Here is a 15,980-nt window from a genome sequence, read left to right as displayed (position 1 = left end):
CGCTCATTTATCGCAGAACTCAGTTACCGCTTGAGTTCAGCGCTTCGGTCAGTGCAGCTTCCACTTCACTGGCGCTTACGCGCAACGGTTTGTCAGCATCACGGCGACGCTTGCGCTCGCTGTGGTAAGCCAGACCGGTACCCGCCGGGATCAAACGACCCACGACTACGTTTTCTTTCAGGCCGCGCAGGTAATCGCGCTTGCCGGTTACCGCCGCTTCGGTCAGTACGCGAGTGGTTTCCTGGAAGGAAGCCGCCGAGATGAACGATTCGGTGGACAACGACGCCTTGGTGATACCCAGCAGTACGCGAGTGAACTTGGAAACGAATTTCTCGTCGCCAGCCAGACGCTCGTTCTCTACCAGAACGTGAGTCAATTCCATCTGGTCGCCCTTGATGAAACTGGAATCGCCGGATTCAGCGATTTCAACTTTACGCAGCATCTGACGCAGGATGGTCTCGATGTGCTTATCGTTGATCTTCACGCCTTGCAGACGGTAAACGTCCTGGATCTCGTTCACGATGTACTTGGCCAGCGCACTCACACCCAGCAGACGCAGGATGTCGTGTGGATCGCTCGGGCCGTCGGAGATAACTTCGCCGCGGTTTACCTGTTCGCCTTCGAAGACGTTCAGGTGACGCCACTTCGGAATCAGCTCTTCGTACGGATCGCTACCGTCGTTCGGGGTGATAACCAGACGGCGCTTGCCTTTGGTCTCTTTACCGAACGCGATGGTGCCGCTGACTTCAGCCAGAATCGAGGCTTCTTTCGGACGACGGGCTTCGAACAAGTCGGCAACGCGCGGCAGACCACCGGTGATGTCACGGGTCTTCGAAGTCTCTTGCGGAATACGAGCGATAACATCACCGATCGCGATTTTCGCACCGTCCGCTACACCAACCAGGGCGTTAGCAGGCAGGAAGTACTGAGCAATTACGTCGGTACCCGGCAGCAAGAGATCCTTGCCGTTGTCATCAACCATCTTCACAGCAGGACGGATATCTTTACCGGCAGCTGGACGGTCTTTGGCGTCGAGTACTTCAATGTTGGTCATACCGGTCAATTCGTCAGTCTGACGCTTGATCGTGATGCCTTCTTCCATGCCCACGTAGGTCACGGTACCTTTCATTTCGGTAACGATTGGGTGAGTGTGCGGATCCCACTTGGCCACGATTGCGCCAGCGTCGACCTTGTCACCTTCTTTAACCGAAATCACAGCACCGTACGGCAGCTTGTAACGCTCGCGCTCACGACCGAAGTCATCAGCGATCGCCAGCTCACCGGAACGGGACACAGCAACCAGGCAACCATCCACTCGCTCAACGTGCTTCAGGTTATGCAGACGGACGGTACCGCCATTCTTCACCTGAACGCTGTCGGCTGCGGAGGTCCGGCTTGCCGCACCACCGATGTGGAACGTACGCATGGTCAGCTGGGTACCCGGCTCACCGATGGACTGGGCAGCGATAACGCCGACCGCTTCACCGATGTTCACCTGGTGACCACGAGCCAAGTCACGGCCGTAGCACTTGGCGCAAATGCCGTAGCGGGTTTCGCAGCTGATCGGCGAACGCACGATCACTTCGTCGATGCTGTTCAGCTCGATGAACTCGACCCACTTCTCGTCTACCAGAGTGCCGGCAGGAACGATGATTTCCTCGGTACCTGGCTTGAATACGTCACGGGCAATGACACGACCCAATACGCGCTCACCCAACGGCTCAACAACGTCACCGCCTTCAATGTGCGGAGTCATTACCAGGCCATGCTCGGTGCCGCAATCGATCTCGGTCACAACCAGATCCTGCGCCACGTCTACCAGACGACGAGTCAGGTAACCGGAGTTCGCAGTTTTCAACGCGGTATCCGCCAAACCTTTACGAGCACCGTGAGTGGAGATGAAGTACTGAAGTACGCTCAAACCTTCACGGAAGTTCGCAGTAATCGGCGTTTCGATGATGGAACCGTCCGGTTTGGCCATCAGGCCACGCATACCGGCGAGCTGACGGATCTGCGCAGCAGAACCCCGTGCGCCCGAGTCGGCCATCATGTACATCGAGTTGAAAGACTCTTGGTCGACTTCGACGCCATGACGGTCGATGACTTTCTCTTTCGAGAGGTTGGCCATCATCGCCTTGGAAACTTCGTCGTTCGCCTTGGACCAAAGGTCGATCACTTTGTTGTACTTCTCGCCCTGGGTTACCAGGCCGGAGGCGTACTGACTTTCGATCTCTTTCACTTCGTCGGTGGCTGCACCGATGATGCGGGCTTTTTCATCCGGGATAACGAAGTCGTTAACACCGATGGAAACGCCGGAGATGGTCGAATATGCAAAACCGGTGTACATCAACTGGTCAGCGAAGATCACGGTCTCTTTCAAACCAACCACGCGATAGCACTGGTTGATCAGCTTGGAGATCGCCTTTTTCTTCATCGGCTGGTTGACGACGTCGTACGACAGGCCAGGTGGAACAACCTGGAACAACAGCGCACGGCCGACAGTGGTGTCGACAATACGGGTGTTCTTGACGCTGCCACCATCACGATCGTTGACGGTTTCGTTGATCCGCACTTTGACCTTGGCGTGCAGTGCGGCTTCGCCGGCACGGAACACACGGTCAACTTCCTGCAGATCCGCGAACACACGACCTTCGCCCTTGGCGTTGATCGCTTCACGAGTCATGTAGTACAGACCCAATACAACGTCCTGCGACGGAACGATGATTGGCTCACCGTTGGCTGGCGACAGAATGTTGTTGGTCGACATCATCAACGCACGCGCTTCCAACTGAGCTTCCAGTGTCAGCGGTACGTGCACGGCCATTTGGTCGCCGTCGAAGTCGGCGTTGTACGCAGCACAGACCAGAGGGTGCAGCTGGATAGCCTTACCTTCGATCAGTACCGGTTCAAACGCCTGGATACCCAGACGGTGAAGGGTCGGTGCACGGTTGAGGAGAACCGGGTGTTCGCGAATCACTTCAGCAAGAACGTCCCAAACCTCTGGCAGCTCGCGCTCAACCATCTTCTTGGCAGCTTTGATGGTGGTAGCAAGACCACGCATTTCCAGCTTGCCGAAAATGAACGGCTTGAACAGCTCGAGAGCCATCTTCTTCGGCAGACCGCACTGGTGCAGACGCAGGGTCGGGCCAACGGTAATTACCGAACGACCGGAGTAGTCAACACGCTTACCGAGCAAGTTCTGACGGAAACGACCCTGCTTACCCTTGATCATGTCAGCCAGGGATTTCAGAGGACGCTTGTTGGAACCGGTGATAGCGCGACCACGACGACCGTTGTCGAGCAGTGCATCGACAGCTTCCTGCAACATACGCTTTTCGTTGCGCACGATGATGTCCGGAGCGGACAGATCGAGCAGACGCTTCAAGCGGTTGTTACGGTTGATCACTCGACGATACAGATCGTTGAGGTCGGAAGTCGCGAAGCGACCGCCGTCCAGCGGGACCAGTGGACGCAGATCTGGCGGCAGAACCGGCAGAACGGTCAGCACCATCCACTCTGGCAGGTTGCCGGAACCCTGGAAGGCTTCCATCAACTTCAGACGCTTGGACAGCTTCTTGATCTTGGTTTCGGAGTTGGTTTGCGGAATTTCTTCACGCAGGCGGCCAATCTCGTGTTCCAGGTCGATAGCGTGCAGCAGTTCGCGGACAGCTTCGGCACCCATGCGGGCATCGAAATCGTCGCCGAACTCTTCCAGCGCTTCGAAGTACTGCTCGTCGTTGAGCAGCTGACCCTTTTCAAGGGTGGTCATGCCTGGATCGATAACGACATAGCTCTCGAAGTAGAGAACGCGTTCGATATCACGCAGGGTCATGTCCATCAGCAAGCCGATACGGGACGGCAGCGATTTCAGGAACCAGATGTGGGCAACTGGCGAGGCCAGTTCGATGTGCGCCATGCGCTCACGACGAACTTTTGCCAGCGCGACTTCAACGCCGCACTTCTCGCAGATCACACCACGGTGCTTCAAGCGCTTGTACTTACCGCACAGGCACTCGTAATCCTTTACCGGGCCAAAGATCTTGGCGCAGAACAGGCCGTCACGCTCAGGTTTGAACGTACGGTAGTTGATGGTTTCCGGCTTTTTAACTTCACCGAACGACCACGAACGGATCATCTCAGGCGATGCCAATCCAATACGGATGGCGTCGAACTCTTCGACTTGACCCTGGTTTTTCAGCAAATTCAGTAGGTCTTTCAAGGCCTTTCCTCCTGGCGGAGCAGAGAGCGGGCAATCCTGCCCCGCTCTCGATTCGCGTCACGTGTTATTCGGTTTCCAGATCGATATCGATGCCGAGGGAACGAATTTCTTTGATCAACACGTTGAAAGACTCGGGCATGCCCGGCTCCATACGGTGATCGCCGTCCACGATGTTTTTGTACATCTTGGTCCGACCGTTCACATCGTCCGACTTCACTGTGAGCATTTCTTGCAGAGTGTAAGCAGCACCGTATGCTTCCAGTGCCCAGACCTCCATCTCCCCGAAACGCTGACCACCGAACTGTGCCTTACCACCCAGCGGCTGCTGGGTAACCAGGCTGTACGAACCGGTAGAACGAGCGTGCATCTTGTCGTCTACCAAGTGGTTCAGCTTCAGCATGTACATGTAGCCAACAGTAACCGGGCGCTCGAACTTGTTGCCGGTACGGCCGTCGGTCAGCTGCATCTGGCCGCTTTCTGGCAGGTCTGCCAGTTTCAGCATGGCCTTGATTTCGCTTTCCTTGGCGCCGTCGAACACTGGAGTGGCCATTGGTACGCCGCCACGCAGGTTCTTCGCCAGATCCAGGATTTCCTGGTCGGAGAAGCTATCCAGATCTTCGTTACGACCGCCGATCTGGTTGTAGATCTCGTCCAGGAAGGTGCGAAGTTCAGCAACTTTACGCTGCTCTTCGACCATCCGGTTGATCTTCTCGCCCAGACCTTTGGCCGCGAGGCCCAGGTGGGTTTCAAGGATCTGACCAACGTTCATACGCGAAGGTACGCCCAACGGGTTGAGGACGACGTCGACCGGGGTGCCATTGGCATCGTGCGGCATGTCTTCAACCGGCATGATCACGGAGACCACACCTTTGTTACCGTGACGACCGGCCATCTTGTCGCCCGGCTGGATGCGACGACGGATTGCCAGGTAAACCTTGACGATTTTCAGCACGCCTGGAGCCAGGTCATCGCCCTGCTGCAGTTTGCGCTTCTTGTCTTCGAACTTGTCGTCCAGCAGACGGCGGCGATCAACGATGTAGGCCTGAGCCTTCTCGAGTTGCTCGTTCAGAGCATCTTCAGCCATGCGCAGTTTGAACCACTGACCATGCTCAAGACCGTCGAGAACTTCGTCGGTGATTTCCTGACCTTTCTTCAGACCGGCGCCGCCTTCGGCTTTGTGGCCGACCAGAGCGGAACGCAGACGTTCGAAAGTGGCGCCTTCAACGATACGGAACTCTTCGTTCAGATCCTTGCGGATCTCGTCGAGTTGAGTCTTCTCGATCGACAGTGCACGAGCATCACGCTCAACGCCGTCACGGGTGAAGACCTGTACGTCGATGACAGTACCCTTGGTGCCGGTAGGCACACGCAGGGAAGTGTCTTTAACGTCGCTGGCTTTTTCACCGAAGATGGCACGCAGCAGTTTTTCTTCCGGAGTCAGTTGGGTCTCGCCTTTCGGAGTGACCTTACCAACCAGGATGTCGCCTGCGCCAACTTCAGCACCTACGTAAACGATACCGGCTTCGTCCAGCTTGTTCAGTGCAGCTTCACCCACGTTCGGGATGTCTGCAGTGATTTCCTCTGGCCCAAGCTTGGTGTCACGTGCCACACAGGTCAGTTCCTGAATGTGGATCGTGGTGAAACGGTCTTCCTGAACAACACGCTCGGACAGGCAGATGGAGTCTTCGAAGTTGAAGCCGTTCCATGCCATGAACGCGATGCGCATGTTCTGACCCAGAGCCAGCTCCCCCATATCGGTGGACGGACCGTCGGCCATGATGTCGCTGCGCTGAACCCGATCACCCTTGCTCACCAGCGGACGCTGGTTGATGCAGGTGTTCTGGTTGGAGCGGGTGTACTTGGTCAGGTTGTAGATGTCGACACCAGCTTCACCGGTTTCAACTTCATCATCAGCAACACGAACCACAATACGGCTGGCGTCGACGGAGTCGATCACGCCACCACGACGAGCCACGACGCAAACGCCGGAGTCACGGGCTACGTTACGCTCCATGCCGGTACCGACCAGCGGCTTGTCAGCGCGCAGGGTTGGTACAGCTTGACGCTGCATGTTCGAACCCATCAACGCACGGTTGGCGTCGTCGTGCTCGAGGAACGGGATCAGCGACGCTGCAACCGAAACTACCTGCTTCGGCGATACGTCCATCAAGGTGACGTCTTCCGGCGCCTTGACGGTGAACTCGTTCAAGTGACGAACAGCTACCAGCTCGTCGATCAGGACTTTCTTGTCGTTCATCGTGGCCGAGGCCTGAGCGATCACGTGATCAGCTTCTTCGATGGCGGACAGGAACACGATCTCGTCGGTGACCAGAGCGTCTTTCACCACACGGTACGGGCTCTCGAGGAAGCCGTACTGGTTGGTGCGCGCATAGGCAGCCAAGGAGTTGATCAGACCGATGTTCGGACCTTCCGGCGTTTCAATCGGGCATACACGACCGTAGTGAGTCGGGTGTACGTCACGCACTTCAAAGCCAGCACGCTCACGAGTCAAACCGCCAGGGCCGAGTGCAGAGACACGACGCTTGTGGGTGATCTCGGACAGCGGGTTGTTCTGGTCCATGAACTGGGAGAGCTGGCTGGAACCGAAGAACTCTTTCACCGCCGCAGCCACTGGCTTGGCGTTGATCAGGTCTTGCGGCATCAGGCCTTCGCTTTCAGCCATCGACAGACGCTCTTTGACCGCACGCTCAACACGTACCAGGCCAACGCGGAACTGGTTCTCGGCCATTTCGCCTACGCAGCGAACACGACGGTTACCCAGGTGGTCGATGTCATCGACGATGCCTTTACCGTTACGGATGTCGACCAGAGTCTTCAGTACCGCGACGATGTCTTCTTTGCACAACACGCCCGAACCTTCGATCTCGGTACGACCGATACGACGGTTGAACTTCATCCGGCCGACCGCAGACAGGTCATAGCGCTCAGGGCTGAAGAACAGGTTGTTGAACAGAGTCTCGGCAGCGTCTTTGGTTGGCGGCTCGCCAGGACGCATCATGCGATAGATCTCGACCAGCGCTTCCAATTGGTTGCTGGTGGAGTCGATCTTCAGAGTGTCGGAGACGAACGGACCGCAGTCGATATCGTTGGTGTACAGAGTTTCGATGCGAACAACCTGAGCCTTGGCGATTTTTGCCAGGATTTCGGTGTTCAGCTCGGTGTTGCACTCTGCCAGGATTTCGCCGGTTGCCGGATGCACGATGACCTTGGCGGTAGTGCGACCCAGGACGTAGTCCAGAGGCACTTGCAGCTCTTTGATCCCTGCTTTTTCCAGCTGGTTGATGTGGCGAGCAGTGATACGACGACCTTGCTCGACAATAACTTTGCCTTTGTCATCCAGGATATCCAGGACAGCAATTTCACCACGCAGGCGCTGAGGCACCAGTTCCAGGCTGAGGTTTTCACCTTGCACGTGGAAGACGTTGGTGGTGTAGAACGCGTCCAGCACTTCTTCAGTGGTATAGCCCAGCGCGCGCAGCAGTACCGATGCAGGCAGCTTGCGACGACGGTCGATACGCACGAACACGCAGTCTTTCGGGTCGAACTCGAAGTCCAGCCACGAACCGCGGTAAGGAATGATGCGCGCGGAGTACAGCAGTTTGCCGGAGCTGTGCGTCTTGCCACGGTCGTGGTCGAAGAACACGCCCGGGGAACGGTGCAGCTGGGAAACGATTACACGCTCGGTACCGTTGATTACGAAGGTACCGTTTTCAGTCATCAGGGGGATTTCACCCATGTAGACTTCTTGCTCTTTGATGTCCTTGATCGCTTTGTTCGACGATTCTTTGTCGAAAATGATCAGGCGCACTTTTACCCGCAAAGGTACGGCGTAAGTTACACCGCGCAATACGCATTCTTTGACATCAAATGCCGGTTCGCCCAGGCGATAACCGACGTACTCCAGCGCAGCATTGCCGGAGTAGCTGATGATCGGGAAAACGGATTTGAAGGCCGCATGCAGGCCCACGTCGCGGAACTGATCTTTAGTCGCTCCCGCTTGCAAGAATTCACGATACGAATCCAGCTGGATGGCCAGGAGGTACGGCACATCCATGACGTCCGGCAACTTGCTAAAGTCCTTGCGGATACGTTTTTTCTCAGTATATGAGTAAGCCATCAGCGTTCCCCAGCTTGGTCACCTGCTTGTTTGGCCCCTCCCGACGGGAGCAGCCAGAAAATCGTGCAAACCCCATGGTTTGCGCCACCGCATCGGGTGGTTACAGCTCGTTACCAGCACCGACCCAGTCGGCTGCCAATAACGGAAAAAGGCCGGTGGCAAGAGCCACCAGCCATCAGCCTTTCGCTTAACGCTCGGGCTGGAGGTGCAAAGTCGATGCTTACTTCAGCTCGACTTTAGCGCCTGCTTCTTCCAGAGTAGCTTTGGCTTTGTCAGCTGCGTCTTTCGAAACAGCTTCCAGAACCATGGCAGGAGCGCCGTCAACTACAGCCTTGGCTTCTTTCAGGCCCAGACCGGTCAGTTCACGTACTGCCTTGATCACGTTAACTTTCTTCTCGCCAGCTTCGGTCAGCATGACGTTGAATTCAGTTTGTTCTTCAACAACGGCAGCAACAGCAGCTGGACCAGCGGAAGCAGCGGCAGCGGAAACGCCGAACTTCTCTTCCATGGCCTTGATCAGCTCAACGATTTCCAGAACGGATTTTTCGCCGATTGCTTCGATGATTTGGTCGTTAGTCAGAGACATGACTATAAATTCCTGTATTGGGGTGACAGCCTACGCGGCCATCGAAATAAACAATAAACGCTGAAAGGAGTCGCTCAGCCTTAGGCTGCGGCAGCTTCTTTCTGGTCGCGAAGGGCCGCCAGAGTACGAGCCAATTTGCTGGTTGCGCCTTGAATCACGCTCATCAGCTGAGAAATTGCTTCGTCACGGGTCGGCAGACTTGCCAGTACGTCGATCTGATTAGCTGCGAGGAACTTGCCCTCGAACGCAGCTGCCTTGATCTCGAACTTATCCTGACCTTTTGCGAATTCTTTGAAGATACGAGCAGCAGCGCCCGGATGTTCTTTCGAAAATGCAATCAAGGTCGGGCCGGTGAACACGTCGTTGAGCACGTCATATTGAGTGCCAGCAACGGCGCGCTTGAGCAGGGTGTTACGTACAACACGTACGTAAACGCCAGCTTCACGAGCCTCTTTACGGAGTCCGGTCATAGCGCCAACTGTCACGCCGCGGGCATCAGCCACAACAGCAGACAGGGCAACATTGGCAGCCTCGTTGACTTCAGCGACGATGGCCTTCTTGTCTTCGAGTTTAATTGCCACGGGTTTAACTCCTGCTTGTTACCGTTTCATCCAACCGAAGCCGGATGTCGTTTTGGTGTCTGATTCGGTAAGGAACCGGGAGCACCATCTGCGTAGGCTTGAGGTTTAAGACTTGCGTCGCCTACGGTCTTGGATAGCCCCCGCCAGGCAGGGACCCCAATCTTTCAATTGGCGCAATCGCTTGCGCCAACCTGTGTCTTACGCGTCGAGCGAGCCTTGGTCGATGACCAGACCTGGACCCATGGTGGTGCTCAGGGTAACGCGCTTGACGTAAATACCTTTCGAGGAAGCTGGCTTGATACGCTTCAGATCAGCGATCAGGGCTTCAACGTTTTCCTTCAGCTTGACGGCATCGAAGCCGACTTTGCCAACGGAGGTGTGGATGATGCCGTTTTTGTCGGTGCGATAACGAACCTGACCAGCCTTGGCGTTTTTAACCGCGGTAGCTACGTCTGGAGTTACAGTGCCGACTTTAGGGTTAGGCATCAGGCCGCGTGGGCCCAGGATCTGACCCAACTGACCAACAACGCGCATAGCATCCGGGGATGCGATAACTACGTCATAGTTCAGGTCGCCGCCTTTCATTTCCGCAGCCAGGTCGTCCATACCTACACGGTCAGCGCCGGCAGCCAGAGCAGCCTCGGCAGCTGGACCCTGGGTGAACACAGCAACGCGAACAGTCTTGCCAGTGCCGTGTGGCAGCACGGTAGCGCTACGAACGACCTGGTCGGATTTACGCGGGTCAACACCCAGGTTCACAGCAACGTCGAACGACTCGCTGAACTTGACAGTCGACAGCTCAGCCAGCAGAGCAGCAGCGTCTACAAAGTTGTAGGACTTGCCTGCTTCGATTTTGCCGGCGATAGCCTTTTGACGCTTGGTCAACTTAGCCATTACACACCCTCCACGTTAAGGCCCATGCTACGAGCAGAACCGGCGATAGTACGCACGGCTGCTTCCATATCAGCTGCAGTCAGATCCGCGTTTTTGGTTTTCGCGATTTCTTCCAGCTGAGCACGGGTCACGGTGCCAACCTTAACGGTGTTCGGACGAGCAGAACCGCTAGTCAGACCAGCAGCCTTCTTCAGCAGAACCGAAGCAGGTGTGGATTTGGTTTCGAAAGTGAAGCTACGGTCGCTGTAGACAGTGATGATCACTGGAGTCGGCAGACCTGGCTCAATACCCTGAGTACGGGCGTTGAAAGCCTTGCAGAATTCCATGATGTTCACGCCGTGCTGACCCAAAGCAGGACCAACAGGTGGGCTTGGGTTAGCCTGAGCGGCCTTCACTTGCAGCTTGATGTAAGCGGTAATCTTCTTGGCCATGAGGCACTCCAATTACGGGTTCGAACGCCTCGAAAGGCTCCCCGGTTACTTGCGCGTTTATCCCAGTGACGACAAAACCCCACAGCCTAGGGCTGCGGGGTTGGGATGCTTGCTCAACTAGACCTTTTCGACCTGGCTGAACTCTAGCTCTACCGGAGTAGAGCGACCGAAAATGAGCACTGCCACTTGGATCCGGCTCTTCTCGTAGTTAACTTCTTCAACCGTGCCAGTAAAATCAGCAAACGGTCCGTCATTGACACGTACCGACTCGCCTGGCTCGAACAACGTCTTCGGCTTCGGCTTGTCGCTACCATCAGCAACGCGACGCAGAATTGCTTCTGCCTCTTTATCAGTGATCGGTGCAGGCTTGTCAGCAGTACCGCCGATGAAACCCATCACCCGAGGAGTATCCTTGACCAAGTGCCAAGTACCCTCGTTCATGTCCATCTGGACCAGCACATAACCTGGGAAGAACTTGCGCTCGCTTTTGCGTTTCTGGCCATTACGCATCTCAACCACTTCTTCAGTGGGAACCAGAATTTCGCCAAAGCCATCTTCCATGCCAGCCAGCTTTACGCGCTCTACCAACGAGCGCATGACATGCTTCTCGTAACCGGAGTAAGCATGCACAACGTACCAACGCTTAGCCACGGGACACCCTTAGCCGACAATCAAGGAAACAAGCCAGCCGAGCAGGGAATCAAGCCCCCACAACAGCAACGCCATAACCAGAACAACAGCCACAACAATCAGCGTGGTCTGCGTGGTTTCTTGGCGAGTTGGCCATACGACTTTACGAATCTCGGTGCGAGCTTCCTTAACCAGTACAAAGAAAGACTTGCCCTTGACTGTCTGCAGGCCTACAAAGGCAGCTACAGCAGCAATGACAAGCAAAGCGAGTACGCGGTACAGGATCGGCGAAGCAGAGTAATACTGATTGCCAACAACGCCAACAACCACCAAAGCGACTACTACTAGCCACTTGAGCAGATCGAAGCGAGAGCCTTGAGCTTCAGCTTTAGGAGTCATCTATGAAGATCCTGTGAAAAGAAAGCCAGACACACCAAGTGAATCTGGCAGGTCAGGAGGGAATCGAACCCCCAACCTACGGTTTTGGAGACCGTCGCTCTGCCAATTGAGCTACTGACCTAAAACAAAATCAGGCCGACCATTATGCCGGCCCGAAAAAGACATTACAACAACTTACTCGATGACTTTTGCTACGACACCAGCGCCGACGGTACGACCGCCCTCACGGATAGCGAAACGCAGACCATCTTCCATCGCGATGGTTTTGATCAGGGTAACGGTCATTTGAACGTTGTCACCTGGCATCACCATTTCAACACCTTCTGGCAGCTCACAGTTACCAGTCACGTCAGTTGTACGGAAGTAGAACTGCGGACGGTAGCCCTTGAAGAATGGCGTATGACGACCACCCTCTTCCTTGCTCAGAACGTAAACCTCAGCAGTGAACTTGGTATGCGGCTTGACAGTGCCGGGCTTGACCAGAACCTGGCCACGCTCAACATCATCACGCTTGGTACCACGCAGCAGAACACCACAGTTCTCACCTGCACGACCTTCGTCGAGCAGCTTGCGGAACATTTCAACACCAGTGCAAGTAGTTTTGACAGTGTCACGAAGACCAACAATCTCAACTTCTTCCTGAATGCGGACAATGCCACGCTCAACACGACCAGTCACAACAGTACCGCGACCGGAGATCGAGAACACATCCTCGATCGGCATCAGGAACGGCTTATCGATAGCACGCTCAGGCTGCGGAATATAGCTATCCAGAGTCTCGACCAACTTCTTGACGGCGGTAGTACCCATCTCGTTGTCGTCTTGACCATTCAGCGCCATCAGCGCCGAACCAATGATGATCGGCGTATCATCACCTGGGAAATCGTAAGTGCTCAGCAGATCGCGCACTTCCATCTCAACCAGCTCCAGCAGCTCAGCATCGTCAACCATGTCAGCCTTATTCAGGAAGACAACGATGTACGGAACGCCAACCTGACGGGACAACAGGATGTGCTCACGGGTTTGCGGCATCGGACCATCAGCGGCCGAGCAAACCAGAATCGCACCATCCATCTGCGCAGCACCGGTAATCATGTTTTTTACGTAGTCGGCGTGACCTGGACAGTCAACGTGCGCGTAGTGACGCACAGCCGAATCGTACTCAACGTGAGCAGTGTTAATGGTGATACCACGAGCTTTTTCTTCTGGGGCGCTATCGATCTTGTCGAAGTCAACCTTTGCCGAACCGAACACTTCGGAGCAGACGCGGGTCAAAGCGGCGGTCAGAGTTGTCTTGCCATGGTCTACGTGACCAATGGTTCCAACGTTGACGTGCGGCTTGTTACGTTCGAACTTTTCCTTAGCCATCGAAATCACCCCTAGCAGAAGAATTAAGCAAGTACTATCAGCCATTAAAACAAAGGCAGATATTTTCATATCTGCCTTGTTATATGGAGCTCTTGAGCGGATTTGAACCGCTGACCTCACCCTTACCAAGGGTGTGCTCTACCAACTGAGCTACAAGAGCGTAACACTTTGCAGGACCTGCAAACTTGGAGCGGGTAGCGGGAATCGAACCCGCATCATCAGCTTGGAAGGCTGAGGTTCTACCACTAAACTATACCCGCGGAGCTTGCAGCTCTCGCTAAAAATGGTGGAGGGGGAAGGATTCGAACCTTCGAAGTCGTAGACGTCAGATTTACAGTCTGATCCCTTTGGCCGCTCGGGAACCCCTCCTAAGCGAGCCGGCATTCTATATCATGCCAGCCTTCTGTCAAGCATTTTCTCATTAAAAACCTGAGGTTAGCTGCGTTGACCTCGCTTCACACTGCTGACCGTTAAAGGTCTTCACTGCGAAGCGGGCGCCATTCTATGCAAACTATTCGACGGGTGCAACCCCCTCGCACGGCATTATTTTATGTTTTAACTCATTGAATTCTTTAGAAAGGTTTTGCAACTGCGAGTCACTCAGCAAACGCCGGCTTTCCGGGGCTATGCGCACCCAGTAACCATCAGACTCGGCGGGGGCCCTCAGCAAGGACTCGAACTTGATTTCCATGCCACTCAATCGCCGCTCGACCGCCTGAGCCGCTTCCTGACGAGTAAAACCGCCAAGATAGAGGCATCCATCGTCTGCCTGGGCAGGCTTTCCTTTATCACGAGCCGCGTCAGTCGTTTCACTCAACAAGCGAATGTCCTGCTGCGAACCCCGATACAAACTCAAAGGGGTTACATCCTTTGCGCGCAGAGGAGCCTCTTGTTGGTGCCAGATGTAATAGAACACATTGAGAACAAGCAGCAGCAGAAACAACCAACGCATAAAAACCTCAGGACAAGGGACACGCCATCGCCAAACCTACAAATACCAGGTCTGGAACCACCCTGGCTTCGGGCACAATCTCGGAGACCAGATCAGCATCCCCGCCAGTCAGAAAGACTGCGAAATCATCTCCCCAATAGCTGCGCGCCAACTCTAGCTGAGTCAGGACAAACCCTCTCAACATTAGCAAACAACCACGCTCGACCGCCTCGACGGTTGTGCGCCCAGGAACAAGACTCTCCAAAGCGCGCTCGGCAGCAAGATCTCCATAGCGAATTCTACGGGTATGGGTACGCAGCTGGTTGCGCATCAAAGGCATCCCCGGACAGATAAATCCTCCGAGATGTTCACCATCCCCTGCAATAAAGTCAGCCGTAACCGCCGTACCAAAGTCGAGCACCAGACAAGCACCCGAAGCCAGATGAAATCCTCCGAGCATTGCAAGCCAGCGATCAAGCCCTAGCCGCTCGAACTCCTCATAGCCATTTCGAACCCCGGACATCTCCCGAGCCGGTGTCGCGCACACTACGGAAACGCCAAAAGCCTCGGTCAGCAGAGAAATCAGCGCACTGGTCTCTTCGGCGGTTCTGACACTGACCAAGCGACAATGCATGAGAGCGAGCCCCTTGAGGCCTTTCAAGCTCTCCAGCAACGCGAGATCTGAATCAACGACCCCCTCGCCAATCACCCGCCTGACATCCTCGCCGAGCACACGCCACTTGATGAAACTGTTTCCACAATCGAGCTCAAGAATCATCACGTAACCTCAGACTGAGCTCGCCACCACTAAAGACCTTCTCCACACCATTCACCTTCAAGCGCAAGGCACCTTGGCCATCGATACCCAGCACCTCACCATCTATCTGACTAACACCGGCAATCAACGATACCGCCCGCCCCTGCCATAGATGATTTTGCTCCCACTCCGCCTGGATAGCAGGAAATCCGCCGGCCTGGTGGCGATTTAAATAGGTCTGGAGCATCAACCCTAACTCCGCAACCAGATGATTGCGATCAACAGCCTTACCCGACTCGAGGCGCATGGACGTCCACTGCTGATCAACCTCATCAGTCATCTGCATGTTCACATTTATTCCGACACCGATCACCACGTGACACACATCAGCAGGATCCCCCACTAATTCGAGCAGTATTCCTGCAATCTTTTGCTGACCCACCAGAACATCATTCGGCCACTTCAACCCCACACCTGAAATACCAAGCCCTCGCAAGGCTTGCATTACGGCAAGCCCGACAACAAGACTCAAGCCTTCCAGCTGCCGCATCCCACCATCAATGCGCAGTACCAGACTGTAATAGATGTTTTCCGCGAACGGGCTCACCCATTTGCGTCCACGCCGCCCACGACCAGCCGTCTGCCGCTCAGCGAGCACCAGAAATGGCGCAGGCTGGCCACGCTCGATAGCTCGCAAGGCTTCAGCGTTGGTAGAGTCAATTGAATCGAAGACTAGAATGGGCCACTCGCAAGAAGGCGCCCGCGCGCTTATTTCCGCAGGATCAAGCAGTGTCAACGGCGCAGCTAGTTGATAGCCGCGACCGCGCACTTTATGAATGGATAACCCGAGCTCAGCTTCCAAGTGCTGAAGCTGCTTCCATACAGCGCTACGACTGACGCCCAAGGCAGCACCCAGGGCTTGGCCCGAATGGAATCGACCATCCTTAAGAAGCTTTAACAACGTCAGCATGCAAGTCTCGCCTCACAATGAGGCCCGCATGATAGCCATGCCCCGGGCTGTTGCATAGAAACCCTAGAAGCGAGAT

At 55.2% G+C, this 15,980-nt stretch carries 12 protein-coding genes and 4 tRNA genes; all 16 read right to left on the bottom strand.

What is annotated here, in order from left to right:
• Nucleotides 1–19 precede the first annotated feature (19 nt).
• The gene (rpoC, locus tag JFU11_RS21155; protein WP_007896632.1) at nucleotides 20–4,219 is read right to left on the bottom strand and encodes a DNA-directed RNA polymerase subunit beta'; all 4,200 of its coding nucleotides are present in this window, start codon (nucleotides 4,217–4,219) and stop codon (nucleotides 20–22) included.
• Nucleotides 4,220–4,283: 64 nt separating this feature from the next.
• On the bottom strand, nucleotides 4,284–8,357 hold the full coding sequence (gene rpoB / locus JFU11_RS21150) for a DNA-directed RNA polymerase subunit beta (protein ID WP_007896631.1): 4,074 nt from the start codon (nucleotides 8,355–8,357) through the stop codon (nucleotides 4,284–4,286).
• Between the two features lie 220 nt (nucleotides 8,358–8,577).
• A complete protein-coding gene (rplL, locus tag JFU11_RS21145; protein WP_008073881.1) occupies nucleotides 8,578–8,943 on the bottom strand; it encodes a 50S ribosomal protein L7/L12 in 366 nt (121 codons plus the stop codon).
• Between the two features lie 80 nt (nucleotides 8,944–9,023).
• Nucleotides 9,024–9,524: a 50S ribosomal protein L10 gene (gene rplJ / locus JFU11_RS21140; protein WP_007896629.1), complete on the bottom strand. Its 501-nt coding sequence runs from the start codon at nucleotides 9,522–9,524 to the stop codon at nucleotides 9,024–9,026.
• 198 nt (nucleotides 9,525–9,722) lie between these two features.
• Complete coding sequence (gene rplA, locus JFU11_RS21135) at nucleotides 9,723–10,418, bottom strand: 50S ribosomal protein L1 (RefSeq protein ID WP_007896626.1); 696 nt, start codon at nucleotides 10,416–10,418, stop codon at nucleotides 9,723–9,725.
• On the bottom strand, nucleotides 10,418–10,849 hold the full coding sequence (rplK, locus tag JFU11_RS21130; RefSeq protein WP_008008888.1) for a 50S ribosomal protein L11: 432 nt from the start codon (nucleotides 10,847–10,849) through the stop codon (nucleotides 10,418–10,420). Before rplK ends, rplA begins: the two co-directional genes overlap by 1 nt.
• 117 nt (nucleotides 10,850–10,966) lie before the next feature.
• Nucleotides 10,967–11,500, bottom strand: coding sequence for a transcription termination/antitermination protein NusG (gene nusG / locus JFU11_RS21125; protein WP_007896622.1), 534 nt, complete (start codon nucleotides 11,498–11,500; stop codon nucleotides 10,967–10,969).
• 9 nt (nucleotides 11,501–11,509) lie between these two features.
• Entirely contained in the window at nucleotides 11,510–11,878 is a 369-nt protein-coding gene (gene secE / locus JFU11_RS21120; RefSeq protein ID WP_007896620.1) for a preprotein translocase subunit SecE, read from the bottom strand.
• Nucleotides 11,879–11,923: 45 nt separating this feature from the next.
• Nucleotides 11,924–11,999: transfer RNA gene (locus JFU11_RS21115), tRNA-Trp, on the bottom strand.
• Nucleotides 12,000–12,052: 53 nt separating this feature from the next.
• Nucleotides 12,053–13,246 (bottom strand): elongation factor Tu, encoded by a 1,194-nt coding sequence (gene tuf / locus JFU11_RS21110; protein WP_007896619.1) that lies wholly within the window; start codon nucleotides 13,244–13,246, stop codon nucleotides 12,053–12,055.
• Between the two features lie 84 nt (nucleotides 13,247–13,330).
• Nucleotides 13,331–13,406 (bottom strand) — tRNA-Thr (locus JFU11_RS21105).
• 26 nt (nucleotides 13,407–13,432) lie between these two features.
• Nucleotides 13,433–13,506, bottom strand: a tRNA-Gly gene (locus JFU11_RS21100).
• Between the two features lie 24 nt (nucleotides 13,507–13,530).
• Nucleotides 13,531–13,615, bottom strand: a tRNA-Tyr gene (locus tag JFU11_RS21095).
• 142 nt (nucleotides 13,616–13,757) lie between these two features.
• Complete coding sequence (locus JFU11_RS21090) at nucleotides 13,758–14,198, bottom strand: hypothetical protein (RefSeq protein ID WP_201062026.1); 441 nt, start codon at nucleotides 14,196–14,198, stop codon at nucleotides 13,758–13,760.
• Nucleotides 14,199–14,205: 7 nt separating this feature from the next.
• Complete coding sequence (locus JFU11_RS21085) at nucleotides 14,206–14,955, bottom strand: pantothenate kinase (RefSeq protein ID WP_052967039.1); 750 nt, start codon at nucleotides 14,953–14,955, stop codon at nucleotides 14,206–14,208.
• Nucleotides 14,945–15,904 (bottom strand): bifunctional biotin--[acetyl-CoA-carboxylase] ligase/biotin operon repressor BirA, encoded by a 960-nt coding sequence (birA, locus tag JFU11_RS21080; protein WP_201121363.1) that lies wholly within the window; start codon nucleotides 15,902–15,904, stop codon nucleotides 14,945–14,947. The genes JFU11_RS21085 and birA overlap by 11 nt, the downstream gene beginning before the upstream one ends.
• Nucleotides 15,905–15,980: the final 76 nt, after the last annotated feature.

Origin of the sequence: Pseudomonas sp. TH37, from assembly GCF_016650735.1 — a bacterium.
Taxonomy (GTDB): Bacteria; Pseudomonadota; Gammaproteobacteria; order Pseudomonadales; family Pseudomonadaceae; genus Aquipseudomonas; species Aquipseudomonas farris.
This window is presented reverse-complemented; position numbering and strand designations above follow the sequence as displayed.

Excerpts from the sequence above, each read along its gene's own strand:
- JFU11_RS21090 (WP_201062026.1), bottom strand. The coding sequence starts at position 14,198 with ATGCGTTGGTTGTTTCTGCTGCTGCTTGTTCTCAATGTGTTCTATTAC.
- rplL (WP_008073881.1), bottom strand. The coding sequence starts at position 8,943 with ATGTCTCTGACTAACGACCAAATCATCGAAGCAATCGGCGAAAAATCC.
- rpoB (WP_007896631.1), bottom strand. The coding sequence starts at position 8,357 with ATGGCTTACTCATATACTGAGAAAAAACGTATCCGCAAGGACTTTAGC.
- JFU11_RS21085 (WP_052967039.1), bottom strand. The coding sequence starts at position 14,955 with ATGATTCTTGAGCTCGATTGTGGAAACAGTTTCATCAAGTGGCGTGTG.
- tuf (WP_007896619.1), bottom strand. The coding sequence starts at position 13,246 with ATGGCTAAGGAAAAGTTCGAACGTAACAAGCCGCACGTCAACGTTGGA.
- rplA (WP_007896626.1), bottom strand. The coding sequence starts at position 10,418 with ATGGCTAAGTTGACCAAGCGTCAAAAGGCTATCGCCGGCAAAATCGAA.
- birA (WP_201121363.1), bottom strand. The coding sequence starts at position 15,904 with ATGCTGACGTTGTTAAAGCTTCTTAAGGATGGTCGATTCCATTCGGGC.
- secE (WP_007896620.1), bottom strand. The coding sequence starts at position 11,878 with ATGACTCCTAAAGCTGAAGCTCAAGGCTCTCGCTTCGATCTGCTCAAG.
- rplK (WP_008008888.1), bottom strand. The coding sequence starts at position 10,849 with ATGGCCAAGAAGATTACCGCTTACATCAAGCTGCAAGTGAAGGCCGCT.